Source organism: Paenibacillus sp. RS8 (assembly GCF_041956825.1).
In the GTDB taxonomy this organism is placed as follows: Bacteria; Bacillota; Bacilli; order Paenibacillales; family Paenibacillaceae; genus Paenibacillus_AQ.
Genome location: NZ_CP168131.1, coordinates 4,230,958 through 4,257,934, shown reverse-complemented (window position 1 = coordinate 4,257,934; position 26,977 = coordinate 4,230,958). Strand labels below are relative to the sequence as shown.

At 43.5% G+C, this 26,977-nt stretch carries 15 protein-coding genes; 5 read left to right on the top strand and 10 right to left on the bottom strand.

The features are described 5' to 3' along the window. Window positions 1–35: 35 nt before the first annotated feature. The 8 genes from ACDZ28_RS20075 to ACDZ28_RS20040 all read right to left on the bottom strand — a co-directional run bounded on the left by ACDZ28_RS20075 (window position 36) and on the right by ACDZ28_RS20040 (window position 14,572). Window positions 36–2,789 carry an alpha-mannosidase gene (locus ACDZ28_RS20075; RefSeq protein ID WP_339290393.1) on the bottom strand — a complete coding sequence of 918 codons (2,754 nt, stop codon included), beginning with the start codon at window positions 2,787–2,789 and terminating at the stop codon, window positions 36–38. 45 nt (window positions 2,790–2,834) lie between these two features. Further along, window positions 2,835–5,984, bottom strand: a complete 3,150-nt coding sequence (locus ACDZ28_RS20070) for a beta-galactosidase (RefSeq protein WP_375102593.1) — start codon at window positions 5,982–5,984, stop codon at window positions 2,835–2,837. After that, on the bottom strand, window positions 5,981–7,300 hold the full coding sequence (locus ACDZ28_RS20065) for a glycoside hydrolase family 125 protein (RefSeq protein ID WP_339290389.1): 1,320 nt from the start codon (window positions 7,298–7,300) through the stop codon (window positions 5,981–5,983). The genes ACDZ28_RS20070 and ACDZ28_RS20065 overlap by 4 nt, the downstream gene beginning before the upstream one ends. 127 nt (window positions 7,301–7,427) lie before the next feature. After that, entirely contained in the window at window positions 7,428–8,945 is a 1,518-nt protein-coding gene (locus tag ACDZ28_RS20060) for an ABC transporter substrate-binding protein (RefSeq protein ID WP_042126477.1), read from the bottom strand. An 85-nt stretch (window positions 8,946–9,030) separates the two neighbouring features. Beyond that, the gene (locus tag ACDZ28_RS20055; RefSeq protein WP_042126475.1) at window positions 9,031–9,954 is read right to left on the bottom strand and encodes a carbohydrate ABC transporter permease; all 924 of its coding nucleotides are present in this window, start codon (window positions 9,952–9,954) and stop codon (window positions 9,031–9,033) included. 18 nt (window positions 9,955–9,972) lie between these two features. Continuing rightward, complete coding sequence (locus tag ACDZ28_RS20050) at window positions 9,973–10,854, bottom strand: sugar ABC transporter permease (protein WP_042132076.1); 882 nt, start codon at window positions 10,852–10,854, stop codon at window positions 9,973–9,975. 329 nt (window positions 10,855–11,183) lie between these two features. Beyond that, window positions 11,184–12,758 carry a response regulator transcription factor gene (locus ACDZ28_RS20045; protein WP_042126474.1) on the bottom strand — a complete coding sequence of 525 codons (1,575 nt, stop codon included), beginning with the start codon at window positions 12,756–12,758 and terminating at the stop codon, window positions 11,184–11,186. Next, window positions 12,758–14,572 (bottom strand): sensor histidine kinase, encoded by a 1,815-nt coding sequence (locus ACDZ28_RS20040; protein WP_052414562.1) that lies wholly within the window; start codon window positions 14,570–14,572, stop codon window positions 12,758–12,760. The genes ACDZ28_RS20045 and ACDZ28_RS20040 overlap by 1 nt, the downstream gene beginning before the upstream one ends. Before the next feature lie 248 nt (window positions 14,573–14,820). On the opposite strand from ACDZ28_RS20040, the gene ACDZ28_RS20035 reads away from it, so the two are divergent. The 4 genes from ACDZ28_RS20035 (at window position 14,821) to ACDZ28_RS20020 (ending at window position 20,851) form a co-directional block, all read left to right on the top strand. Continuing rightward, on the top strand, window positions 14,821–17,952 hold the full coding sequence (locus ACDZ28_RS20035) for an alpha-mannosidase (RefSeq protein WP_375102592.1): 3,132 nt from the start codon (window positions 14,821–14,823) through the stop codon (window positions 17,950–17,952). Between the two features lie 169 nt (window positions 17,953–18,121). Further along, the gene (locus ACDZ28_RS20030; protein ID WP_375102591.1) at window positions 18,122–19,312 is read left to right on the top strand and encodes a pectin acetylesterase-family hydrolase; all 1,191 of its coding nucleotides are present in this window, start codon (window positions 18,122–18,124) and stop codon (window positions 19,310–19,312) included. Between the two features lie 44 nt (window positions 19,313–19,356). After that, entirely contained in the window at window positions 19,357–19,977 is a 621-nt protein-coding gene (locus ACDZ28_RS20025) for a TetR/AcrR family transcriptional regulator (protein WP_375102590.1), read from the top strand. Between the two features lie 94 nt (window positions 19,978–20,071). Further along, entirely contained in the window at window positions 20,072–20,851 is a 780-nt protein-coding gene (locus tag ACDZ28_RS20020) for an AraC family transcriptional regulator (protein WP_375102589.1), read from the top strand. Between the two features lie 55 nt (window positions 20,852–20,906). Here ACDZ28_RS20020 and ACDZ28_RS20015 read toward each other — a convergent pair whose 3' ends face one another. Beyond that, window positions 20,907–23,762, bottom strand: coding sequence for a glycosyl hydrolase 115 family protein (locus ACDZ28_RS20015; RefSeq protein WP_375102588.1), 2,856 nt, complete (start codon window positions 23,760–23,762; stop codon window positions 20,907–20,909). A 238-nt stretch (window positions 23,763–24,000) separates the two neighbouring features. Here ACDZ28_RS20015 and ACDZ28_RS20010 point away from each other — a divergent pair, with 238 nt between their 5' ends. After that, entirely contained in the window at window positions 24,001–25,743 is a 1,743-nt protein-coding gene (locus ACDZ28_RS20010; protein WP_375102587.1) for an SGNH/GDSL hydrolase family protein, read from the top strand. A gap of 250 nt (window positions 25,744–25,993) precedes the next feature. Here the strand turns inward: ACDZ28_RS20010 and ACDZ28_RS20005 are convergent, their stop codons facing one another. Further along, a complete protein-coding gene (locus ACDZ28_RS20005) occupies window positions 25,994–26,959 on the bottom strand; it encodes an ornithine cyclodeaminase (protein ID WP_042126459.1) in 966 nt (321 codons plus the stop codon). Window positions 26,960–26,977 lie beyond the last annotated feature (18 nt).

Below are 26,977 nucleotides of genomic sequence, written 5' to 3'. Positions count from 1 at the left end.
CCTTTTTTTAAATTATACGCAAAAACAAGTTAACTCTATCTCCGAATACCCATCGTTACAATTTCACATGGACCAATTGGTAAGGACACACTCCCCTTATCCTCATTGGAGAGTGGCTCGCTCTTCTCTTCTAGAATTGTCGTCTTATAGAAATACTGCTGCGGAATCGTCGTACGGATGGTCAGATCGGTACTCTGCTGACTCATGTTGTACCAGCGAAGCAATAGGTCTCCAGTCTGCTCGTTCATTTTCAGAGAGGAAAATGCGAGCTCCTGACTCTCCCATTCGAATGGAGTATACACCGGAGCAATCGGTCCTTCATGTACATCAGTCTGACATACGACCCAAGGAATCTGGAATTGATAAGCTTCAGCAAAAGCACCAGAGGTTATACCATCTCCTGTGTGTGGGATGAGCTCCATACGTACTACGTGCTCTCCGAGACACTGCGCTTCTGGAGTTGGGAACAAACCCCAGTCTCCCAATTCACCCACGCTACGGAGTAGTGTAATCGCAATGGTGTTACGACCGTCTCTTAGCACTTCATATTCATTTAATCCAAAGTTAGCGACGGTTAGACCAGCTTTTTCATTACTGATATCAACAAAGGCCTGCTGATGCTGCGTGTTACTCGGATTCATCCATTCTGCAGCTGGCTCAATATTCCGCTCCGCAACCTCGAACATCGAATCCACTTGATGTGTGGCGGTGTTCAAATCTGTCGGAAATAACGCACGGATCCGGTGGTCCTTAGCCTTATTATCTATCGTCGTTTCGATATGCAGCCCCTTCCCGCCCCGCTCCAGACTAATTACGGTACGAAGTTTAAGAATGACTGTGTCACTACTGCGCTGCGCTTTCCGTTCTGGGTAGTACACAAGAGCACGCTGTTCCTCATCCAGCTTCTCATCTGCTGAGGCTGGGATCTCCCAGTCATGCTTAATTTCCACAGATGCTCGATAAGGTGTATTTTCGAGAACGCAAATGTTCGCCTGTAGCCCCTTGGTCGTTAAAGCTTGTTCACCCTCTGGCTGTTTATACATGTATTCATTCCCGATATCACCTGTGTTCTCATATACACCAAGATCCCGGTAGTTCATGCCACTGGCTTTGTCACTCAGCGTAAATGAACCATTATCATGGATCACTACTTTGACGGCCTCATTCTCCAGCACCCGATCCCCTTGAAGCAAAGATTCAGGAGGTATAGGCAACTCTGCGTTTGCACGGCGAACCCACGCATATGCACGAAGACCCAGTGCCGGAACTTGTGCGGCCTCAAAGGTAAGTCTTACTCGGCGACACATATAGGGCTGGCGGAACTTATCGTCAGGCAAATCATAGCCAAACTGAAGACCTAAATCCTTCATCTGGCATGCAATAGGATTCCCTTGATCGTCTACTAATTCACGACCGTTTAAGTCAATATCCTTCATACGGCTGGCCGTTTCTTCTAGAGTAAAACCCTCTCGCAAATATAGACGTGCCGCATCAATTTCTACGCTCACTGTACCCGTGCGACTCCAACCTGTCATATTCATGACTACTAAGGGAAGTACTTCTTCTCCATAGGCTGCAAAACCGGTCGTATCCACAGCTTCGGCGATCATGCGCTTACTATCCTCAACAATGGTCTCTGCTACATGACGGCTTTTATCAAACCGGGTTACCATTTCGCGGTGTACCTCATCCACGCTGCAGCCACAAATGCTGTCGTGAGGATGATTCTGCATTAGCGTCTTCCAGGCATAAGTGAACAAATGATGAGGGTAAGCTTTGCCCAATACATGTGCGAATGAAGCGAGTGGCTCGGCCACCTTTTCAAGCAAGACTTGCCCTTCCTGATTCATCTGTTTCAAATAGACGCGAGCAGATGCGGTATTCACTAACGTCCCCCATCCATCCGTATGTTGGCTCCGCAGTTCTCCCTTTACGGTCGACAATTTGTTGTGATCCATTACACCATCAACAGCTTTAAGGTAATCAGGAAAGTTCGAATGGATAAACTCCATATCTGGATAGAGCCGCTTCGCAGTTTCGATAGCCTCCGGCAAATTCAGTTGAGCTGGTTGATGATCGCAGCCGTTCATGAATAACAGCTCGCCAGTAGATGCGAATTTCCGTGCATCTGCTAACTTTTTCTCCCAGAATTCTTTTGCCTCTGCTTCATTCACTGGCACTTCGTTTCCGTTCGAATACCAATTCGCAAATAGAATTCCAAGCACTTTCGATCCATCTGGACCTTCCCATATCAGCTCGGAGAAGGAAGATTCATATCCTCCGTCCGATACTGTATTGTTGAAACCAGTCGGCTTTACCCCTCTTCCAAAAAAGGCATTATTGATGCCCGATTGCTTCATTAATTGTGGAGTCTGGCCAACTAGACCAAAGGTGTCCGGAAAATAACCGATCTTAGAAGGTTCACCGTAACGCTTCGAATCCTGATGACCAATCTGCATATTACGTACATTTGCTTCTCCGCTCGTAAGGAAAGCATCTTGCAGAATATACCAAGGCCCAATCAGAAGACGGCCTTCCGTTATATGTTTCTGTAGACGCTCTTGATTCTCAGGACGAACTTGGAGGTAATCTTCCAGAATAATCGTCTGCCCGTCAAGATAAAAACTTTTAAATTCACCATCCTCATCCAATCGATCCAGCAATTCATCGACCAATTTAACAAGGCGTACATGATGCTTTTCATATGGAAGATACCATTCCCGGTCCCAGTGAGTATGTGAAATGATATGGGCTGTCTGAGGTTTAATAGATTGATCTGAACTTTTCAAGGTGAAGACCTCCTTATATGCAATACATTCTCTCTACTAAGATACTTAATGCAGTAGATACGGATAAGATACATGAATCTCAACTTCCTGCTGGCGATACACGCCTAGCAGATCACCTTTAGTATCCGTAGCGAAGAGGACAGAACGTTCCTGTTCCAACAGGAATGTGTAGGTCCGGCCAGTAACTAAATCTTTCACCTCGATCTTCGCATCCTGCGCATATTCCGACACGAAGGTGAAGAGAGCCCCCTTATCAAAGCTCAATTTACGTCCATAAATACCCGCTAAGTCTCCTCCGTTAATCCATTCAAAATCACATTCCACATGAGCAGCATTCAATGCGTAGCGGTACAGTGCGGATGTAGTTTCACTTCGACTGCTCATTTCAACTGGGACTGGGCTCCAGATGAGCCGTCCCTTACCAAGCGGAATGTTAATGACCGAATCTATAATTGAACTTCCGCTTCCAGCAGATTCATGAATCATTATTTCCTTCGATAATTCAGCAATCCGGCGGTGACCGAAGGAGACAGGAAGTTCTTGGCCTTGAAGGTTAAGCACTTCTTCACGGCGCACATTACGCAATTCACGCTTGCCAAGAATATCGTTCAAGCGCTCTGAAGAATGCCAATAAGCATCAATACCAAGTGGGCCAGTAACAAGTAATACCGCACCTGTATCTTCAACGATGTGCAACAACCTTTCCATCGCTGCATCATCGAAGTTATGTGCGCTTGGCAGCATAATAAGCCTCACAGGATGGTTCTCCAAATCATCTAGGTGGTATTCAGAAGCCCCTCTAAAAGGCATCTTTAGATCATACGAAAGAACTCGGGTAAGCTCTGTTGTAGCAGCGAAAGCCAGCTTCCGGTTAGAGAAATCATTCGAATACGGATACACCACAGCAATCTCTTCCAGCTTCCTATCTCCAAATACGTCACGAATGCCTTCTATAAACTTTCCAAAATCATAGGAGACATCCGCCTCTGGTTTTTCGGTTCCATCTGCTCTTAATGCCCCAATATGGGACTCATTCGCATTATCCATATAGAAGTTGGTATTCCAGATCCAATGTATGGCCCCCGCACCAGCAGTTCCAAACGCATAGGCATATTTGCGTTCAAGAAGATTTCGCAGCTCTAGCTCTGAACGTTTGGCTCGTCCATCAGGAGTTTCTACATACATGACGCCAGTCTCCTGAATTAAGTTTGGCTTATTGGGAGTTTTGGCAAAGATGCCATCCCACAACAGATAATCGTTAAACCACCAGGAATGTACAGTGGTGTAATCTACCGCTTCTTCATAGAAAAACGGTGAAGGACGCTGCGCTCCCAGCCCTTCATCCTGCCCAACCGTAACCATCTGATCTGGACATTGCTCCTTAATGGTGTCATATAACTGCTTCACCCATCGGTTATGCATATCCATGGAGAACAAGCAATAATCAAGCCAACGCGTCCCACTTTTAGCGCTGTGCATATCCTGCACATCGAAGTTTATCTCTTTTGCTTCTGGCAGCCTTGCCGATGCAAAGTTCGGAAGCTGTGCAGGTGTCATATTCCAGCGTTCCTGTAGCACTTCGATCTCACCATGTCTATGTTGAAGCCATTCTACAAAAGCTTGTTGCTCAAAACGATCATGACATGCACTCGGACCCTCCGAGAAAATACGTGCCGGGTCAAACATTGACGGTTCATTAATAAGATCCCAATCTACATTCGAAGACGCTTTATGACGAGATACAATAGAACGAATGAACCGCTTCTGTGCTTCTACACTTTGTGGGTCCAAATAAGGATTTACCCCTCCCCATGTTTCCGGTGTGAAGGAGAAGAACGTAAAGGTTACCTGCAGATCATGCTTCTTCGCTGTCATGATAAAGGCATCTATCGCTCGCAGTACCTCTTCTGAAACATGACCGTCATCTTGCATCACATTACGATAAGCAGTCCAGATTCCTGTTCGGATCCAGTTAATCCCTGCCTTCCGCATTTGCCCCATATCGCGATCCCATACCCCAACGTTCGGCAGAAATAGAAATTTCCGTGCCACATCACTCGTCATATAAGTCATCCCCACAACAGGTAGCGGACGCCCATCTTTTATGAAATAATCTCTTCCACTTGTTATCGGTTCACCTGCTGCCAGAAGTTCAGGGGCATGCCCCCAGAACCCTTGACGTAGAATGCGGACCTCACCATCACTGGCTTCCGCTTCGCAGACCACTTGGAACAGACCACTCCTAATTTCCAGAGGAATAGGCACCCGAACGATGTTAAGCTCAGCATTAGCCTTCAACTTTAATTCCTGAGACCAGTGTAAGGACGAATCTGATTCATGCTCAACATGAATTGTAAAATTCCATGTTTCTTCATTACTTATTGAAGGTTTTGCCCTCTCAAGCTGCTGAATCTGCAGTGTCAGAGAAGCACGTTCACCAGACTCATAAGATGCGTAATTGGGCTTAATCCACATCTCTGTAACACCCTTGCAGCAGAACAGAGCCCACTTGGATATCGCGGACAGCCCTTCGTCCTTCCATAAAGAATCCGTTGCAGCCGTATTTACGAACAGCCAGCGTGAGCCTGCAAATAAACCAATCGTATTCTCCCAAAGAACTACTGGAGCAGCAGTTTCCCGGCCCTCATGTGTAATTCCCTTCAAAAGCGGGTAAATCCTTGTGCTCATTGGCCCTGCTGACCCCATTTGATGGGGTAAATCACTCGTCTTCGTCGTATGTGGCACAAGGTTCCATGTCTCTGCACTCGCTAGAAAAAGAGCTTCTTGACCCTTAAGCAGAGGAATAACATCCGATGCTAGCAAGGATTGATTGCGAGAACACTCAACACGTAATGCCTCATGAATATATAGCTCTTGATGATAAGAGGTCTGCTCCGCTTCAATATGCCATTGTTCATTTTGCCAGCGAACGGGTTGTTTGAAGGGGGCACCTCCGATGCTGATCAGCCCACCACCTCTTTGCAAATATCCATGAATGTCTATCCATGCCGCTTTTGGAAAATAGGGTGCATGCAAATTAATGAAACATCCGCCTTCGGTTTCCTTAAGCGTTGCTGCAAGCTGATTCGCATTCACGATCGTACCGAACTCACGCATGGATACAATCGCATCGCTAGGAATCGAATTCGAAATCGGAAAATCTGAATCATAGAATATAATTACAGGCCTGCTCATAGTAGTCCTTCCTTCATCGATTTATAGACTAGTTGGGAGAACAGACTATTGGACCAGGCGAACCATTTTCTAGTGAATATATTCGGGTCATCGACATGAAATCCTTCATGCATAAAACCAGTCCCCGCATCCGTTGCCTCTAGCATCGCAAGCATCTCCAGCTTCTCTTCCTTCGTGGAAGCCGTCATACCTTGCATAGACAATGCCATATGCCAAATATAATCTTTCGGAGTATGTGGACTGCCAATTCCTTTCGCTGCTGTTCCTTCAAAGTAAAAAGGATTCTCCTGGCTCAGCGCAAATCGGCGTGTATTCTGATAAATCTCATCCTCTGCCGTAACATAGCCGAGATAAGGAATCGACATGAGTCCCGGTGTTCCCGCATCATCCATCAAGCAGTAGTTGCCGTAGCCGTCGGTCTCATAGGCGTAGATGGGTCCAAATTTCGGATGACGATAAATACCATATAGCTTGATTCCATGATCAATGTCCGCTTCTAATGCTTTAAGGTCTTTTAGAAATTCAAGATCACGGAATACCCATTCTGCGAATTCCTGCATATGACGTAAGGCAACAACGGCGAACATATTCCCCGGGATATTGTAATGGAAGTCGCACGCATCATCGCTTGATCGGAACCCGGACCAGACCATACCCGTATAATTAACAGGCATACCAAGGCCGTTGTTGCGTAACGTATCTTCAGGTATCCCGTTATTACGCATAAAGCGGTAAGGAGATAATTCAGCATGGCGTTGCTCTGTTCTAAATAAGTTGTATATTTTGACCATTGCTTCCTTAAATCCAGCGTCGAAGATATCAGCCTTCCCCGTTTCTTTCCAATAGGCATAAGCCAGACGCATGGAAAAACAGAGCGAATCGATCTCGAATTTACGTTCCCACACCCAAGGGGACATTTCCGTAATATCGCTAGTGCTCCAATGCCAGTCATTCGCTGTTTCATTAAACGCATTAGCATACGGATCAATATGTATATACTGAATATGACGTTTAATTAGACCGCTAATGATACGTTGAAGATCTGGATCATTCTTCGCAAATGGCACGTAGTGCATAACCTGTTCCACAGAGTCACGCAACCAAGAAGCAGGGATATCACCAGTAATGATGAATGTTGTTCCATCATCCATGAGTTTAGTCGTTGTCTCAAGTGTATTCGGGAAGCAGTTCTTGAAGAGCTGTAATAGTTTAGGCCGATGAGCTAATTTCTCCTCTGCTTCATTTAATACTTCTTGAATCGCTTGTGGCAGTGGCAGCTTCGGCATAGAGATGGCTGGCAGTCTGAATTGTTCCATATCCTCACTCCTCTTGATAAAAATGAGTATAGATAGAGAGACGGGCAGCATAGCTGCCCGTCTCCACTAATCCTATTTGTGCTATCCTTTAGTGATTAATCGTAGGCGTGTTGTAAAGTTCAAAGCCTTATTTCTTTGTCTGGTTCCACTCATCAAGCTGCTTTTGAACTTCAGCAATGACTTTTTCCAGTCCAGCTTCTTTAAATTTCTTGGTTGCTTTTGGCAGATATGTTTTAGGATCAACAGAACCTGTGTATAGAGCTGGCATAAATTCTTTAGTTACGTTGTTGATGGCCGCTACTTCAGTTTTTACAGGTGTAGGATCAAATGCAAAACCGAAGGTAGGGGCTTCTTTAGACGAATCATTAAACTTCTTGAAAGCATCCCATTTATCAGCAGGGTCATCAGCATGCAGATAAGTCAGTAACATATTTCCAAGCGTGAAGCCTGGCATAGCATAGCTATCTTGCATAGCTGGCAGATCTTCAATGACATTGTCGGAGATTTTCTTATAATGAGTGCCTTCAATACCATAGTTGAGCAAATTGCGTAAGTACTTATCTGTGTTCAAAAGATTCAAGAACATCATAGCCCGTTCAGGATCACCTGAGGTTACGGAAATCGCGTGCATCGAACCTGCGGCGGACTGTGTATACACATAAGGCTCATGCATAGGCGAAGTTACAATTTCATAACCCGCTGAACGAGACCAACCTTTTTCTGCATAAGGCTGTGTAATTTCGCGATCGGCAAACCATTTACCGGTCTTAATGTTATCGATACCTTCAAGTGTTGCAACGTCTGGGCGTAAGTAACCTGCTGTATAAAGTCTACGCATCGTATCTAACGATGTTGCGAGTTCAGGTGTCTCCAGAATATTAACAACCTTGCCATCTGTGGAATCCATATAGACCCCGATAGGTAACTCATCACCTAGTACATAGTCAAATGGCATAAATGGTTTAAAGCCTTTAGGAACAGCTAGCGGTGTAATATCCGCAGGCTCATTCTCTTTAATCGTTTTAAGAAGTGGCTCTAGATCATCCAATGTACGAATATTAGAAATGTCCATGTTGTATTTATCAACATATTTTTTATTGAAGCGCCATACCCATTGCTGTCCAAGCTCCTTGTTTACAGGCACACCATAGATTTCACCTTTAATCTTAGTGCCTTCTAAGAAACGTGGGTCCAAAACTTCTTTCGTTTCCTTTCCATACTTATCTAGCAGATCATTCAGTCCCAAGAAGGTACCGTTCGCTGCGTTACGGCGGAAATCATTTGTCCAAGAAGAGGTAAAGGCAATATCATAAGGCTCACCAGAAGCGGTGATGACCTGCATCTTCTTATCGTAATCACCCCAATCGAACATCGTAATGTTCAACGTCGCATTAATTTTTTCTTTGGTATATTTGTTAACCTCTTTTAATACAAGATCCAGATCCTTTTGAGGTCCACCAATTAAATACATCTTCAGCTCATACGGCTTTAATTCCGATGAATTCCCTGCTGAATTCCCCGCTGCCGCTGAATTGTTTGTTTCTTTAGCAGCATTTGTATTATTATTCGAACCACATCCAGCAAGAAGGCCAGACAAAAGCATTGTTCCTACAAGAGCGAGCGTTAAACTTTTTTTCGCTTTCATTTCTATTTTCCCCCTTTAGATTAATTTACTTTTTATTTATATCGTTTCCTATATTAGCGACTCGAATAAATACATCTTAGTAGTGTTACTCTTTCAAAGAACCTACGGTTAAGCCTTGTACGAAATACTTTTGGAAGAACGGATACGCTAGTGCTATAGGCAAGGTTGCCAGTACAACCATCGCCATTCGAACCGTTTCTGTCGGCAAGGTCGCAGCAATCTCAAAGCTTGATCCCATCTGCATACTGTTCTGAATGACAAACTCCATATTATTCTGAATTCGCATCAGCATCGCTTGGAGCGGCACAAGACTCGCATCATCAATATACAGCAGCGCATTAAACCAATCATTCCAATAACCCAGCGTACAGAACAGTCCAATCGTTGCAATCCCCGGCAAAGAGATCGGAAGTACAATTTGTAAGAATGTCCGAAACTCCCCTGAACCGTCTATTTTTGCTGCCTCAATTAGCGCATCAGGTACGGTGGTCTGGAAGAAGGTCCGCATTACTAGAATAAAGAATGCATTCATTGCGATTGGTAAGATCAAAGCCCAAATCGTGTTGTACAAGTGTAAAAACTGCGTAGCCACAATATAGTTCGGAACCATTCCGCCTGAGAATAACATCGTAAAGAAGGCAAAGAAGCTGAAGAAATTACGATAGCGAAATGATCTTCGAGAAAGAACATAGGCGTAAGTTGTAATTAGAAACAAACTAATGAGCGTACCTAGTACAGTAACCACTAAGGTAACACCAAAGGACCGAAACAACTGATCACCTGTGTTAAAAACAAACTGATACGCCGCCAAACTAAATTTTTCTGGAATTAAGCTGAATCCATTTAAAGCAAGGACTTTCTCATCCGTAAAAGAAATAGCTATAACAAACAAGAACGGAAACACACAAGTAAAGGCGAAGATTCCAATCACAATATTGAGTACCACATTCCAAAAAGGAGTAATGGCGTTGTTGTCGATTTCCTTATGCTTACGTTTAAATACTTCCATAACGTCAATGACTCCTTTCTAGAATATCGCGTTTTCTTTGCTGATCTTTCTCACAATGGAGTTCGTTACAAGCACCATGATAAATCCAACGATCGATTGATATAAACCAGCTGCTGTACTCATTCCTAGATTTCCTGTCGTACTCATGCTTCGATAAATATAAGTATCGATAACATTCGTTACGGAGTATAGAACACCGGAATCTCGAGGAATTTGATAGAACAACCCGAAGTCCGATCTAAAAATACCACCAATCGCTAGAATAGTAAGCGTAACCATTAAAGGTTTAAGCAGAGGAAGCGTAATAAACTTAATTTGCTGCCATTTGCTAGCCCCATCAATCATAGCTGCTTCATAGTAGGACTTATCGATCCCCGCTATAGCTGCTAAGTAAACCACACTCGAATATCCGATAGATTTCCATATCCCCATGAAAATAAGGATATATGGCCAAAAGCGAGTATCCCCATACCAGGAAACAGGATCGCCTCCGAAGTACACAATCACTTGGTTCAAGATCCCTTTATCTACACTTAGGAAACTGAACGTAAAGAAACTAATAATAACCCAAGAAAGGAAGTAAGGCATAAACATCGCCGTTTGATACGCTTTGGCCATCCGTTTGTTCACAAGTTCATTCAAGGTGATCGCAATGCCCACCGCAAGAACAAGACCGAGAGAGATCAAAGCCAAGTTATAAAGAATCGTATTTCTTGTAATAAGATAGGCGTCTTCTGTTGAGAACAGAAAATTGAAATTTTCAAGTCCAACCCACTTACTATTTAAAACGCTTGCAAAAAATCCATCCCGGTGAATCTTGAAATCCTTAAAGGCAATGATCGTTCCAAACATAGGTAAGTAACAAAAGATTAGGAACCATATTGTCCCTGGTAATACCATAAACCACAGCACTTTATCCTTATTTAAGCTTTTGAAAAATGCAGACACTATTCTACATCCCCCTTCTCTATCCCCAAACAATCCCCGTAATTCCCTTTCGTTCTTATTTCCTTGCCCCTTTAACTATCTTTAATTCTGCGCTATAAAAGCGGTTTCATAAAGTTGAAAAACTCCAGAATGATATGTAAAAATTAAAGATCGCTAGGATAAACGACCATTCCGAGGCTTAAAATTCCTAATAATTTAAACATAAAAAAAGGAAACATTCTCGTGACCAACGTTCGTGAACCCAACACTTGAACGTGATACCCGGGAACATTTCCTTTATGCTACGACTTTTCTTTTATATACATCTTTCGAAGCTCGGTTGGAGATATGCCTACTGATTTTTTGAATTGGCGATAAAAATATGCTGGATCTAAATACCCTACTTCAGCTGCAATCTCATTGGTTAATAGTGTAGTTTGAAGCAGCAGTTGTCTTGCTTTTTCAATTCGGAATTGATTTACATAATCAGAGAAGCTTCGCCCCATCTCCTTCTGAAATAGCTGTCCCAAGTAAGTAGGATGCATATTCATTCGCTGACTGAGCGTCTTCAGAGATAGCTCTTCTCTATAATGTTTGCTTACTTGATCCACCATATATCTCATATTCGGGCTTAGTTCATCACTCACTAACGATAATTGATCCAGCGTTTCATTCACACTTTCCTGCACATGATGAAGCAGCTGCTCAATGGTATGGATACGTAGTAAAGGATTAAATACAGCACTAAAATTAGAGTTCTTCTCCATTTTCTTAGCGATCAACATTAATTCAATCGCCACGTTGTAATTATCCATGCGGGTGATCATGCCACAACCAAATAGCTTTTCGAAGGTTTCCGCGATAAATTGATTGGCCGCCTCACGTTCACCAGATAACAACAATTTCGTAAAGGCTTCATAATCAATTTCAAGCTTTTCCTCGTGTAACATCATCTTCGATAGTTTATCCACATCTATAATCGGGTAGCTCGGCAGCATCAGATGATCCACATATAAACTCTTCGCTTTGTTATAGCTTTGTGGCACTTCTTGAAACGTATATTCCTTACTTCCTATCGTGATCCAGACAGACTTTCCTAATTCATGCATAATCTCAGATTGAATCTGTTCCAGCATACAATACATCTCTTCTTTGTTCTCATCTTCAGCTGACTCCGCAACAATAAGAACAAGATCACCTTCCATATCTATAAATACAATAACCGTTCCTCGCTTAGATACGGACTGCACAGCGATACGATAACATTCTTCCACAAGTTGATTAGGGTGCAGTTGATGCTGACCCTCCTCCCCTTCATGCTCCGTAATAAGCCGAATCGCAGCCACCGTAAAAAAAGAGCAGTCCAGCGAAATATTCAACACTTTTGAACGATGCATAAGCTCCTGTCGATCTATATTTCCAGTGACCCAGCGATTTAGAATATTGTTACGTAAAACTTGCTGATCCTCCTTCGCATGAAATTGTTCAACATCCTCTTGATTGAGGACTTCAACAATTTGTTCGATGGTCGATTCCAATTCTTTTATATTAATGGGTTTAAGAATATAATTCTCAATGCCTAGACTCATTCCGGCTTTTAAATACTCAAATTGCTCATAGCCGCTTAGGATAATAAATCTCATTTTTGAATCAAAACACTTGATTTGTTGAATCAACTCAAGACCCGTAAGCTTTGGCATCGTAATATCTGTAATTAATATGTCTATGGCTTCGTTATGCCGATGCAGAAATTCTAAAGCTTCTTCCCCATTACCCGCTTGACCTGCGATTCTAAGTCCATAATCTTCCCATTCGATCACTGAACGTAATCCTTCAAGAATAAGAGGTTCATCATCCACAATAAGTATGTTGTGCATTATTTAGTACTCTCCCTTACCACTGGTATATTCATGATGACTGTTGTTCCTTCACCTAGTTCACTAGCAATCGTTAACCCATATTCAGTCCCGTAATAAAGTTTAATCCGCTCATTCACATTACATAGTCCGAGCGAGGACGGTGGTGCATCCATTCGCATACTGACTTGAAGCGTTTGTTGTAGTTCCATAAGCTTGCTTGGAATAATCCCGTTTCCGTTATCTCTGATAGCGATTTGAATTTCCCCGTCTGCTTCAGTAACTTCAATCCGTATTAGGTTATCGAAACGCTCGGGCCTGAATCCGTGAACAATATAATTTTCTATGACCGGCTGGATGAGCAATTTAACGATAGAACAATTCATGGCCACTGGACTTATCCGCGACTCGATTTGAAGCTTATCTTGATGTCTAATCTGAAACAACTCAAGGTACAGATTGCAGTATTCAATTTCATCCGCGATGGTAACAACCATATTCTTCTTAATCATCGTTCGGAATAATGTCGATAAAATGTAAATCATCTGACCTACGTCCTTCGCACCTTGCGAGATGGCCCGCATCCTTATAGCTTCAAGCGTGTTATATAAAAAATGCGGATTAATCTGCGACTGGAGAGCCACAAGCTCTGCATTTTTTTGCGTAATTTCTGAAATGTAAACTTTATTAATATATAACTCTAATCGCTCACACATATAGTTAAAATTGTTTGCAATGAGCTGCAATTCATCCTCCCGATTAAGGTGAATCCGTGTGCTTAAGTCGCCTTCCTGTAAGCGCTTCATAGATTTGACAATGATCTTCACTTTTTTAGAGAAACGTAAAATGATTCCGTATGTAATCGCCATTGCCGCAACAATTAATGCGGCCGTAATCCCGATAATCCAATTTCGTACAACAAGCATTTCTTTATTGACCTGCGACTTCTGAATGATTCCTGCTACGATAAGACCTGAGCTATTCGTTGTATTTAAGTTAACCTTGGATATGCCATCCAGTGCCGTCCAGCCGTCTGAATAAAGACCAGCGATATGTGGATACTGCTGTCCCATATACCTGCCTAAGGAATCATATATGACGTCTCCGCTTGGTGTTAGAACTAACACTTGGCCATTACTCTCGGTGCCTTTCGTACCCAGCCATTTTGAAATAAGTTCAGCGTCAAAATCAATTATGAGCATACCTATCGTTTTCAACGAAATCGGATCTTTAAGTTCCCTGGTCATCGTATACAAATTGTTATTGTCTTCCCTTATTTCCTTAAGTAATAATTTTTTTTCATGCGAAATCCAACCATTCTTGGGTAAGGGTGATTTTTGCTCAGAAATATCTATATCTCTTTTGTAGAGCTGTCGTGTATTATTTTTATATAAATAATAAAATTCTTTCTCAGTGCTGTATAAGATAACGTCAGAGATACCACTTTTCTGATTCAAATACGTTTTGAAGTAAGTATCGAATGTATGGGGTACAAAGCTCCCAATTTCAGCAAACTGATCTAAACGATATTTAAGATAATCTCCATAATCATGTTGCAAAAAGTAGGACAAATCCTCACTTACAGAAGCATCACTATAAATTTGCTGGATGGCCAATTGGATCCCTTCGTACTGCTGATTCATATATAAACTCACGTAATCCAGTACCTCTCGATTAGCATCAACATGTTGACGCGTGATCGTCTGTTCATAGTATTTATAAACGGTAATGGAAGAGGCAATAAGCGTAATAATGATGATGGATGAATATATAGCTAAAATTTTATTAAACAGTTTTTTCCGTAAATGATTTTGATAAAATTTCTTTATATTCAACAAATTCACCTTCCTTCAAAATCTAGCCTTTAGGATTAGAAGCTTAACACCACCTTTCTTTTTGTGCAATGGGAGCGCATTCATTTTTAGATGTAAATCTTTCCTCCTTGCAACCTTTTTCTTTATCATGAGTTTACATCTCGCTAAAAATCGTCTATAGTTGGTTTCTACCCCCCAAACAAACCTGTAATCACCCTATAAGTCTTATAATCCTCGTCCCCCATCAAGATAATGGAGGGCTATTACTCATGTTTCTAACCAAACGTAAACTCAATTCCCAACTAAACGAGATTTCCGAATATCGTTACCGGGATCGAATACACATTCCTTTTTTCAATTCTATGATTGACGAACAAGGTGAAATTGCAGCTGAACCACCCGTGGATGGAGAATGGTCTAAGCTACAGGTTGGCGATACCTGGAAAGGCCGCGATCTGTACTTATGGCTAACGACACAGATAGACGTACCCGCCTCTTGGGCAGGACGCAGGGTACTGGGTCGATTTGATTTTGGCGAGACGGGTGCCGGAAACAACTCCGGCTTTGAATCTTTATTCTTTTACAATGGTAAACCCTATCAAGGTGTAGATTCCAATCATACAGAAGTGTTCTTGCCGGATGAAACGGTAGGTACGCAGCTTCCACTTACCTTCCGTTTATGGTCGGGACTAGAAGGTGGCGGTCCTAAAAAAGATCAAACACATGGCATTCGTATGGCAGAAATTTGTTGGCTGGACGATGCAACGGATGATTTCTATTTTACAGCACTTGCTGTAGTTGAGACGCTGAACGTACTCTATTCAAAAACACCAGAATATACACAGCTGCTAAGTACAGTAGACCGCTCGTTTCTTCTGATTGACTGGTCTCGTCCAGGTTCAGAGGTCTTCTACGCTTCGATCGAGGAAGCTCGTAATTATTTGCGTGATGAAATTAATAAAATGGAAAAGTCTTCGCCAGTTACTGTTACCTGTATTGGTCATACCCATATTGATGTAGCTTGGTTATGGCAATTGAAGCATACCCGTGAGAAATGTGCGCGTTCCTTCTCGACCGTACTCCGTCTGATGGAAATGTTCCCTGACTATACTTTTTTACAGACTCAACCTCAGCTTTATGAATACATCAAGAATGATTATCCAGAAATCTATGAGAAGATTCGTGAACGTGTTGCTGAAGGACGCTGGGAAGCTGGCGGTGGCATGTGGCTCGAGGCAGATTGTAACTTGACCTCAGGTGAGTCTCTTGTCCGTCAATTGCTATATGGTACTCGCTTCTTGCGTAATGAATTTGGTGTTGAATGTGATTATTTATGGCTGCCTGACGTATTTGGCTATAGCTGGTCCTTGCCGCAAATTCTAAAAAAATCAGGAATCAATACGTTTATGACCACGAAAATTAGCTGGAATCAATACAACCGCATGCCACATGATACCTTCCAATGGCGTGGTATTGATGGCACTGAAGTATTAACCCATTTCATTACAACGCCAGAGCCTTGGTCTGAAGAAGATTCTTGGTTCTATACTTATAATGGCCGCATCATTCCTAAGACTGTAAAAGGCATTTGGGATACGTACCGGGATAAAGAAGTGAATCGTAATCTGTTACTTTCTTACGGATATGGTGATGGCGGCGGCGGGGTTAACCGTGAAATGCTAGAGATGCGCCGCAGACTCAATGACCTCCCAGGGCTTCCGAAGATTGAAACAGGAACAGCGGGAGATTACTTCCGTAACCTGCAAGACACCGTTGCAAATACAGATCGTTATGTCCATGTGTGGGATGGCGAGCTTTACTTAGAATATCACCGTGGCACGTACACTAGCCAAGCCTACAATAAGCGGATGAACCGCAAGCTTGAACTGCTATACCGCGAGGCGGAATGGCTAAACGCACTGCAAAGTGTAGTGTCTGAAGATTGGTCGAACTATCGTCAGACCGATCTAGATGAAGGCTGGAGAATTATTCTACGGAACCAATTCCATGATATTATTCCAGGTTCTTCGATTCGTGAAGTGTATGAAGACAGTACGATTGAATATGCTCAAGCTGAAGCCATTGGTCAATCTGTATGGGAACAATCTACGAAGGCACTAGTGAACGGAAGTGAAGCCGGTAAATATACTATCTGGAACAATGCTTCTTGGGAATTGACTGAGCTCGTAGAAATTACTATAGAGCCTGGCATGGAAACAGGACATTGGATAAACATAGAAGGTAAACCGTTGAAAGCTCAGCGTGAAGGTGACCGTTGGATCATTGAAGTGTCCGACATTCCTTCTCTCGGATACACCACCATCTCCTTTGTAGAAGATGTAATTACTGAGCCATCCAGCTCTCCATTCAAGCTGAATGAATCAGGAATTTCAACGCCTCACCTTGAAATAGCGTGGAACGAGCAAGGTCAATTGTCATCCATCTATGATAAACACGAACAGCGTCAAGTATTAGCTAATGGAAGTCACGGTAACGTGTTCCAAGTGTTTGAGGATAAACCATTAGCACATGAAGCTTGGGACATTGACATCTACTATCAGCAAAAAATGCGCGAAGTGATCGACTGCACTAGCATTGAAGTCATAGAAAATGGTTCATTGCGTTGTATTGTGCAATTCACATGGAGCTATATGGATTCCACGATTAAACAGCAAATGATCTTACACGCTGTGCATCGTCGTATCGACTTCGTGACGAACGTAGACTGGCATGAGAAAAAACAGCTAATGAAAGTAGCCTTCCCTGTTGCGATAAGAGCTACCGAAGCCACTTATGATATCCAGTTCGGTAATGTTAAGCGTCCAACACACTGGAACACTAGCTGGGATTACGCTAGATTCGAGACTGTGGGTCACCAGTGGGCAGATTTATCTGATCGTGGTTATGGCGTTAGCTTGCTGAATGACTGCAAATATGGCTACGACATCAAGGATAATGTGATGCGTTTATCCCTAATCAAATCGGCAACGCACCCTGACCCTGAAGCGGATCAAGGCGAGCACACATTCATGTATTCTATCCTGCCGCATACTGGTGATTGGCTACAAGGTGACACAGTCCGTCAAGCCTGGTCCATCAACAATCCACTGCGTAGCACCAAGGGGCAAGCTGAAGTGGAAGCTAAGTCTATGATTCGTCTTTCAACGGATACGGTTATGGTATCTGCCCTTAAGAAATCTGAGGATGGACACAAATTAATCGTTCGTGTTCACGACTATTCCGGAAGCCGCCAGCAAATTGATATGACGAGCGACTTGAACATTATTTCATGGCAAGAGTGCAATCTAATGGAACGTCCTGAAGGTGAGGTTCATACTGAACCTGTTATTACCTTTGTACTTGAACCTTACGAAATTAGAACATTTGAAATCGAAGTGTAGATCCTAATTAAATGAAGTAACATACAAAATCGGGGTGTCCCTGTAGCCATGTATAAAAGGCTGCGAGGACACCCCGTTTTTCGAGTATGATTGTTTCTTTCGCATTTTAAGTATACACGTTGCGCAATGAGTTAACGTAGCGTATACTCCAATTAAGGGAGAGATGTATATGAGAAGAATGGGGAAAATTACGATATTCACAGGCATTGGATTATTGAGTCTTGCTTTGATTGCTATTCTTGCGATTAGCGCTTTTGTGATCAAGAGACCGGTGACCACCACCCCCGTAATCACGGAAGTGAAGCCTTATCAGTGGAATAAAGTCAAGCTGGACGGAAATGTCATTTCAAGTGATGGATCAGAGTATTTTATCTGGAATAAAAAGGGGGAGACTAATAACTGGATCATCTTCTTTTCCGGGGGAGGGGCCAGTTGGGATGCCCAAAGCGCCGCGCACCCCATCAAGCTAATGAACTTCATTAAAGGTGGAGATACGGGCAACTATTTCCCGAACATCCCCTTCTATATGCTGACATTGCTGAAAGGCATGATGGATACGGATAACCCTGACAATCCTTTTCATGGCTGGAATGTGGTCTACCTTCCCTATTCGACCGGTGATTTCCATATCGGCAACCGCACAGTTGAATATAAAAAAGAAGACGGCAGCACCTTTACTATGCGTTATAACGGCAGCAATAATGTGCGAAGCAGCCTTGATTGGATATATACCAACGTAGATAAACCCGACAAACTACTGATTGCCGGCGAAAGCGCTGGTGGATTCGGGTCCGCCTTCTGGGCTCCGGAGATTGCCTCTCATTACAAAGACTCCGAGCTCTTCCAATATTCAGACAGTTCCTTCCTGAAATCAGACAAGTGGCCAAATGTTGTGAATAAGGAATGGCAGGCAGACTTCGTTAAGAACTTTGGGTATACCCCCGAAGCGGATATCATCGGGGCAGCATTTAAAGCGAACGGTCATCTACTGCCTGAGAATGCGGTAATATTGCAATCCTACTCGGTATTTGACGAGATTCTGATCCACTTTCAGAACAACATCAACGATTACACGGGGCCTAGAGATCAACGCATTATTAATGAATGGTCACAGGAAATGCGCCAATCTGTATCTTCTTTGGCTGCCACTTTACCTAATTATTATTACTATCTGACCGACTTTGGGCTGAACGCTAAGACGGGTACAACTCCGCACACTTTTGCCACCAGAGAGACCTTCTTTCAGGCTGAGCAGGATGGCGTGAAGCTTCTAAAATGGCTCAGTGATGCGGTCAACCAGCAGAAACCCTATTCCGTGGGCAGCAGGTTCCTCACGACTTCGAAGCCAGCTCAGAAATAGCACAGAATTAGCGAAATACTCGCACAAGGCAGGAGAGAAAATTAATGAATTTGCGTGAAAAGCAGATGCAAATGACGAGGGAGATCATTAAGGATGCAGCGCTGAGCTTGTTCTGTGCTCAAGGTATTGAGCGCACAGATATGGCTCAGATTGCGGAACAAGCCGGTGTCTCCCGGCGTACTTTGTATCATCATTATAAGGACAAAGAAGAATTAGCTGCTCAAATTTATGTTGAGAACCTGGAGCGGATGTTTGGACAGCTGCTGTTTGATTTTGATTTTGAACAGCCGGTACAATCACTTGAGAACATTCTGGATAAATATTTGGCGCTGAGAGATCATCAGGAGTCACTGATTTACTATGATGCCATTTTTGGAGTTTACTACAGCACCCTTTCTAAGAATCCTGCGGAGCTGCCTGACTTTAAGAAGGCTATGGAAGGCTGGTATTCACGACTTATACTGCTTGAGACAACTGCAGTGGCTCCCGAGGAAAAAAATAAGTGGCTAGGTATTCTGCAGAAATCCACCCACCTGTATTTCATGTATTTACAAAAAGCTGTTATTATTACGCATCAGCGAGGTGGTGTGGTTACGGAGGAAGACCGGGCAACGGACCGACAATTCAAGGATTTTATTATGCATGGCGTACGGCAATCCCGATGATTAAAAGAGTCTTTTCGTAATAGGTTTCATTTCGGTATAATATACCAATCGGTATTAGTGCGGCTCTAGTTAAATGGAAGGAGCAATGGCTGAAATGGACATTGGCAAATATGAGAATCTAGTTCCAAATGTTTTTTTGTTCGTCGACCGCAGATCCTTCCCGGATTGGGAGATAACGAGGAGCAAAATTGATTTCCATGACCTTACCTTCATTGTGGAAGGGAAATCGAACTATTTTATTAATGGGGAGAAATTTACGGTTGAAGCTGGTGATATGCTCTATGCACCTTCCGGAAGTATTCGGGAAGCGCAGACCTTTAAGGAGGCACCCATGCGTTCTTTTGCGTTTAATTTCTTCTGGGAGGGGGAGGACAATCATGTGCGGCTCCCTTTTGAGACCGTAACCAAAAACTTGAGAACTAAAGAGATCCTAGCGGACATCAAAGATTTCTCGCATGTATGGATGGGCAAACAGCCTTTTTATAAAATGAAGGCCAGAGCCATTTTTCAACTGATCTTGTATCGTCTGTTAAGTATAACCCACCATCAAGAGACACCTCTGATCGATCTGAGAATCCAAAAAGTAATGACCTATATTATGGATCATTATTCGGAGGAAGTTACGATCAAGGAACTAGCTGATTTGGTTGCCTTAAACCCAGTATATCTTGGCAAGCTGTTCAAGCAAAATACCGGTTCCACCTATAAGGAATTCATAAATAAAGTACGGGTGAACAATGCCGAGATGATTCTGTCCGCAGGTGGCTTCAATGTGTCCGAAGTAGCAGAACACTGTGGTTATCAAGATGTCGCCTACTTCAGTAATGTCTTCAAAAATATCAAGGGTTATCCTCCGTCATCTGCCTTGAAATAACGGAGGATCCTGAACCATTCAGGGATTCAACCCTTTAATTAGCTCTAACTATGAATTAGTGCGTCCCCCTAGTACAGAAGCTCTCCTCTGGGCCCAAATAGGAATACGGCAGCTCCGCAGCGGACAACACAAGCTTTTGCAGGACCAGGCCCGCATCCAATCCGTAAAAGCGGAGGGTATGGATCCCCTTTGTTAAAGCATGAATGGTGGTCACGGTATGGATATTATTCATAACTGCGCGGCACCACGGTTCATTATCATGATTGCCGCCCGCAAAATCCGTAGGTAGAGCATCCGTAATCACTGGTGTCTGTGCATCGAAGCCTATCGCATATTTTAATCCACTGGACTGTGACAGGTTGTTCGTTGGGGCAATGTACGCCGTTAAGCTGTAATCTGCAGCCTGCTGTACTAAAACCCGATATTCCAGATAAGGTGCACACTCCGGTTGTTCAAACGATACAGCATCCGGAAACATTTTTACCGAGGATAAAGAACGCCCATAGTTAGCAATGGTCTTCCATTCCACCCCTGATTGTGCAACACGACTTGAGGTATGCTCCGCTTCAATTGCCACTCTATTATGCGCCTCGATAAAGGTCATCGCTGGAACTTTCTGAATGTCAGTCCAGTCCACAGCTACATTCACCTTAACGGTGCCCCCGGCACCAGAGATCGTAATTTCACCCTTCGATGTCTCGCGAACCTTTTCCCAATCTACAGAAACCTGTAAGCTCTCCCCAGCTTTGATCCAACCCGATGTTTTCTCAAGCTTGACCCAAGCTACACTGCTTCTTGCCTGATATTCAAAGCCGGCTTCTCCACCGTTGCTGATAGTAATGCAATAGTTTTCTTTTTGCAGATTTGTAAATACCGGAAGCTTTGCCGTACCCGCAACATACGCTTGCTCCGTACCTTCAACATCAACAATCAATATTGAGCCTTTAGCGGGAATCAACGTGCTCACCTCTGGATATTTCCACCCTTCTGCATTCCAGTGAATATACCCGACATGAGGGGAACTCATCATTCCTTGCCATTTTCCTTCTGAAATTTCGTTATTATAAACCTGTTCCAGATGTTTATCCCTATTGATAGCTTCATGAGTCAGAGTAGCGTAAGTGTTTGCCAATACACTGCCTCGTCCAGCATACAGCTCGTTAAGCCCAGCATATATTTGCATTTTGAGCACATTGGCTGAGGCAGCAGCAGGGAAATATACAAGCTGGTAGTACGCATCTTTTAATGATTCAGGAATAAGAGCAAGGTATTGGTCAGCGGCATTCTCCATCCTAATCGCCTGTTCCAGAACTCTCTGTGCCTCATTATAATGGATTGGACTGAAGGTTGACGGATAAATAATCTCCGGCTTGCGGCGGCCGTTCATTCGGGTATAATCACTCAGCAATTGCGCAATGCCCAGGCATGTCTCTTGTTCCAGTGCATATCCGAACTGCTGCTCTACCCATCGTTTGGTATATTCCTCAGTCCGATTAATCGCTCCGGTACCCCAACCTTCAAAGTCATAGGCCAAATCCATAAAGTAGGAAATGGGCAATTCCATAGGCTTCAAATCCCCGACGTTCACAATCCATACATCACGGATGCCATAGTCGAATGCCATACACATTTGCTCCCATACCTTCTCCAGCGGAATCGTATTTAACCATTCATAGGAATGCGGACCACCATGATAGTCAAAATGATAATACATCCCCCACCCTGCACTCCGATCGCGTTCGTGTTCCGTTGGGATTTTGCGGAGATTGCCAAAGTTATCATCTGCCAGCAGGATCGTAACATCATTCAGGACTCCCCAGTCCTTCAAGCCTTCAACCTCAGCAGTGCCATACCAATACTTCTCCACTTCCTTGTATACGGCTAGAATTTGGGGCGAGTGCTCAAGATTATATTTCTTTAATAATTCTTTTTGCGTAAGGATAATGTCCTTCAGCAAGTCAATATTCTCCTGGTCGGAGCCCTCCAGCGCAGAATCACTTTCTCCCCGCATCCCTAATGTGATTAAATTGTCAAAATCCTGATTCCGTTTGATTCCATCTTCCCAGAAATCCGTAATAGCCTGTTTGTTTCGGGCAAAATCCCATAGGTTACTTGTTCCATATTGGTTGTATACCTTCTGCCATTCACTGCCTGCCCTAAATAAAGGTTCATGATGGGAGGTTCCCATTATAATGCCGTATTCCTGTGCATGCTGGGCGTTGGCGATTGGATTGCTTTTACCGTTAAGGCTGAATTCGGCACTCCACATCGCTGGCCATAAATAATTCCCCTTTAATCGAAGAATGAGTTCAAACACCTTGTCATAGAAATCTTCATTAAAATCACCAAATCTTTGAGTTACCCAAGAGCCCAAGGACGGCCAATCGTCATTCAAAAAAATCCCTCTGTATTTAACCGAAGGCTCTTTGGAGATCATATGTAGCTGGTTATCATACAGGATCAAAGTTGCTTTCTTCTCTGGTACAACATCTGCCCAATATTCCCACGGACTAACGCCAATTTTTTCAGAGATGGAATAGATCCCGTACATCGTCCCGCGTTTATCGCTCCCCACAATGACGAGCGCCTTGTCCACTCCTGCTGTCGGTTCTTCAACTACCTGAATTTTATAACATTCCCTTTTCCCTTGAATGGCGGACACGTCCACTGTTCCCTCCGCAATTAAACGATCAATAAGCTCATTACTGCCGATCGATCCAGCGATTATAACGGTTCCATCCAATTCCTGCAATTGTGTATATATCTCAGGTTCTACCTCCGTTACCTGTTTAACATCTGCTGCAAAAGACTGAGCCACGCGGCGCAAACCGGCATAATCCTTCCCTTTGGGATCCAAGTAAATCTTAGCAGCTTTGCCCTGCTTCACAAGGTTTAATTCCTGCGTAGGCATGATTATTCTCCCCTTAAGCATCCTATTTTCGTATGACTAGGCACATTATATAAGTAAGCAATTTCAACTTCCATGTGTAAACTAGCAAGTTTTTGTAATTATTAAACGAAACTTTGTTTATTGGTTGAACAATCTAGATATTTGGTGTTACTGTTAACAGGTATCTCCCTGTAGCACAATCATTTCATTTGCAAGCGCATCCATAATAAGTGAACCTTACAAAGCGAGGATGATCCATATGGAAAAGAATAACGATTTCATTGCAAGCGAACAGATTGAAGGTCCGAAGGCTCCAAAGGACCCGGCTGATCGTAGAAACGGCTTTTTTGTACTGTATGAAACAGCAATTGAAGCAACAGCAAGAGTTGAAGGCAAACCGTCTCAAGAAGTTTATCTGGAAGGCAGCTATCTGATCGACAAGACCAGATTTATAGGCGGCGTCACAGATGATGCAATTCTGGAGCTTCTGGGGAGCAGTGCAGGCTTTCGCAAATTAGTCCACAGTATCGGAGTATCCGTAAGAAGGACTAACGCGCAGGAAGATCCAGTCACTTTTTTATTGCAGCACTGGGGCAAAACTAGTAAATATGAAACCGGCAGTTATTTACGTGTACCTTGCCCAGCCGACGGTTCAGAGATTATTTTGAGATTAGCAGATTGTCCGGGTTCTGAAGAAGATGATGTGCTCGGAAAATTTGCTTTTGAATTTAATCACGCAGGCGAACTGGCGATTGCGAGTGTTATTTTTTATTTGCATGACGGTTATTCTGTTCCAGAGCTAATCCTTGAACCACCAGTTGCTTTTGAATCGAATGAGTACCAAAAGATTATTACACAATCCTTGCTGCACGCTGGCAATAATAAAAGATTAAAAACTGCCATAAATAAAGCTATAAAGGGCGAGGAAGTCACGATCGCTTATATTGGAGGTTCCATTACTCAAGGAGCCGGTGCTAAGCCGATACACACAGAATGTTATGCCTATCAATCGTATTTAAGATTTAAAGACTTATTCGGCACAAATGGTGGCGAGAACATCCATTTTGTGAAGGCTGGGGTCGGCGGAACACCCTCCGAGCTTGGCGTCATCCGTTATGAAAGAGATATTCTTAGAGACGGTTCCGTAACACCGGATATCGTGGTCGTGGAATTTGCCGTAAACGATGAAGGAGATGAAACGAAGGGCAATTGTTTTGAAAGCCTATGCTTAAAAATACTTTCCGCCGATCATCAACCAGCCGTAATCCTTCTGTTCAGTGTGTTTATGAATGACTGGAACCTGCAGGATCGGCTCTCCCCCATTGGCCGACATTATAATCTTCCTATGGTTAGTGTAAAGGATGCCGTATCCGAGCAGTTCCGCCTGAGTAAAGCTGAAGGCAACATCATCTCTAAACGGCAATTTTTCTATGATATCTATCATCCGACAAATGAGGGGCACCGGGTAATGGCTGATTGTCTCGCTTATTTATTCACCGAAACCCATAAATCACTAATGAATGAAGATGAGATCTTATTGGATCAACGCCCGGTCATCGGGAATGATTTTGCCGGAACCCTCCTGCTGGATCGAACAAACTATATTGACGCAGGTAAGATCGAAGTAGGCGGATTTTCGGGGATCGATACCGATTTGCAGCGGGTAGAAATGGATACCGACTCTCACGGCACTCCGGAATTCCCTCATAATTGGATGCATTCAAGGGCATCAGGGGAACAAAGCTTCAAGCTGACAATAACGAGTAGAAATCTCATCCTCGTATATAAGGATTCCGGCAGCAGCGAATTCGGCAAGGCGGATATTTTCGTAGACGGCAGCCTTGCCGTTACTGCTGATCCTCACGTGAACAACTGGACACATTGCAATCCGGTAATTCTATATCAAAACGAAGCTAGCGGTGAGCATCAGATAGAAATCAGAATGGTGCCCGAAGATCAGGAGAAGTGTTTTACTATACTAGGCTTCGGTTATACCCTTTAATCAGTTGCACCAGTCACAAGACAGCTCCGATGTATTCTTCATCGGGGCTGTTTTTATTGTATCGCTTGGAATTTTGTCCATTTCCCACTGATATACCGTCAAATAAACAAAGCACCTTTGATCAACCAGTCACAATAAACCGCGATCCACGTTGCAAACATATCCATATGAAACCCATATGCTAGTGCATAACATAATGAAAAACCCGCTCAATAAGCGGGTTATCGCTGTCATATGGACAGAATTGCTCTCACTCTAGCTCAGTTCCTATCCCGTTTTCTCTCGCTTTATTCACATAGTACACCGCTGTAGCGATATCGAAGACGGCCATCCCCATTGGGCAGAAGAGAATCGGTTCATCTTCGCCGAATTCAGCCAGGCTGTGGCGCAAGACGACATCGGTAATCATCCGGGTGTCGGCACGGGTCAGTCCTTGTTCCAGGTGGAGCTGTTCGATGTCAGTATTCTCGCGGCACACTTCATCCCAATCGTCGACGATTATGGCTTTTACTAAAGCTAACGCCTCCGGCTTATAATCACGCAGTGAAACATTCAGCAGAAGACTCCCTTTTTCAGGAGGAAGATTGATATACCGATGTTCTGATACGGTACAAGTAATAAAGATATTCGAATGCTGGTAAACGTCTGTCCACGTCTCTGCCACTTCCATCCTATCTCTGTAAAGTGATGTGACCGCTGATAAATCAACACCCTTGATATCAAAAATTCGGATACGCTCGATACGATCTCCGTACAGAGCCGTAACCATTTGACAATGATACTGCCCTATTGGCCCCCAACCGATAATCCCGAGATGAATCTGTTCCACAGAATGCGCCTGCAAAAAGTAACGGATCATTACTCCGCTAAGGGAAGCAGTCCTTATAATACTGGGAAGCGGGGAGTTCAAGACGGCTGAAGGCTGACCTGTACTTGGGTCATTCAATACAATGATGCTATGCGCGCGGGGAAGATCAGCCTGAATATTATCTGGGAAACTAGAAATCCACTTTATCCCTGCGGTGTTCACCTCTCCCCCTACGTAAGCAGGCATTGCAATAATCCGGTTTTGTGGATTCTTATACCTTAGGTACGGCTTTACCGGCTGCACATAATCGCCTGAATCGATGATACCCACAGCAGTTTCTATCGACTCCACAAGAGCAGGCCAATCTACACCTACTGATTGTATATCTCGATCATTTAAGTACAGCATACCGTCGCCTCCTTGCGA

Coding starts and splice junctions, on each gene's coding strand:
- ACDZ28_RS20070 (WP_375102593.1), bottom strand. CDS start 5,984: ATGAGCAGGCCTGTAATTATATTCTATGATTCAGATTTTCCGATTTCG.
- ACDZ28_RS20065 (WP_339290389.1), bottom strand. CDS start 7,300: ATGGAACAATTCAGACTGCCAGCCATCTCTATGCCGAAGCTGCCACTG.
- ACDZ28_RS20060 (WP_042126477.1), bottom strand. CDS start 8,945: ATGAAAGCGAAAAAAAGTTTAACGCTCGCTCTTGTAGGAACAATGCTT.
- ACDZ28_RS20055 (WP_042126475.1), bottom strand. CDS start 9,954: ATGGAAGTATTTAAACGTAAGCATAAGGAAATCGACAACAACGCCATT.
- ACDZ28_RS20050 (WP_042132076.1), bottom strand. CDS start 10,854: ATGGTATTACCAGGGACAATATGGTTCCTAATCTTTTGTTACTTACCT.
- ACDZ28_RS20045 (WP_042126474.1), bottom strand. CDS start 12,758: ATGCACAACATACTTATTGTGGATGATGAACCTCTTATTCTTGAAGGA.
- ACDZ28_RS20035 (WP_375102592.1), top strand. CDS start 14,821: ATGTTTCTAACCAAACGTAAACTCAATTCCCAACTAAACGAGATTTCC.
- ACDZ28_RS20030 (WP_375102591.1), top strand. CDS start 18,122: ATGAGAAGAATGGGGAAAATTACGATATTCACAGGCATTGGATTATTG.
- ACDZ28_RS20025 (WP_375102590.1), top strand. CDS start 19,357: ATGAATTTGCGTGAAAAGCAGATGCAAATGACGAGGGAGATCATTAAG.
- ACDZ28_RS20020 (WP_375102589.1), top strand. CDS start 20,072: ATGGACATTGGCAAATATGAGAATCTAGTTCCAAATGTTTTTTTGTTC.
- ACDZ28_RS20015 (WP_375102588.1), bottom strand. CDS start 23,762: ATGCCTACGCAGGAATTAAACCTTGTGAAGCAGGGCAAAGCTGCTAAG.
- ACDZ28_RS20010 (WP_375102587.1), top strand. CDS start 24,001: ATGGAAAAGAATAACGATTTCATTGCAAGCGAACAGATTGAAGGTCCG.
- ACDZ28_RS20005 (WP_042126459.1), bottom strand. CDS start 26,959: ATGCTGTACTTAAATGATCGAGATATACAATCAGTAGGTGTAGATTGG.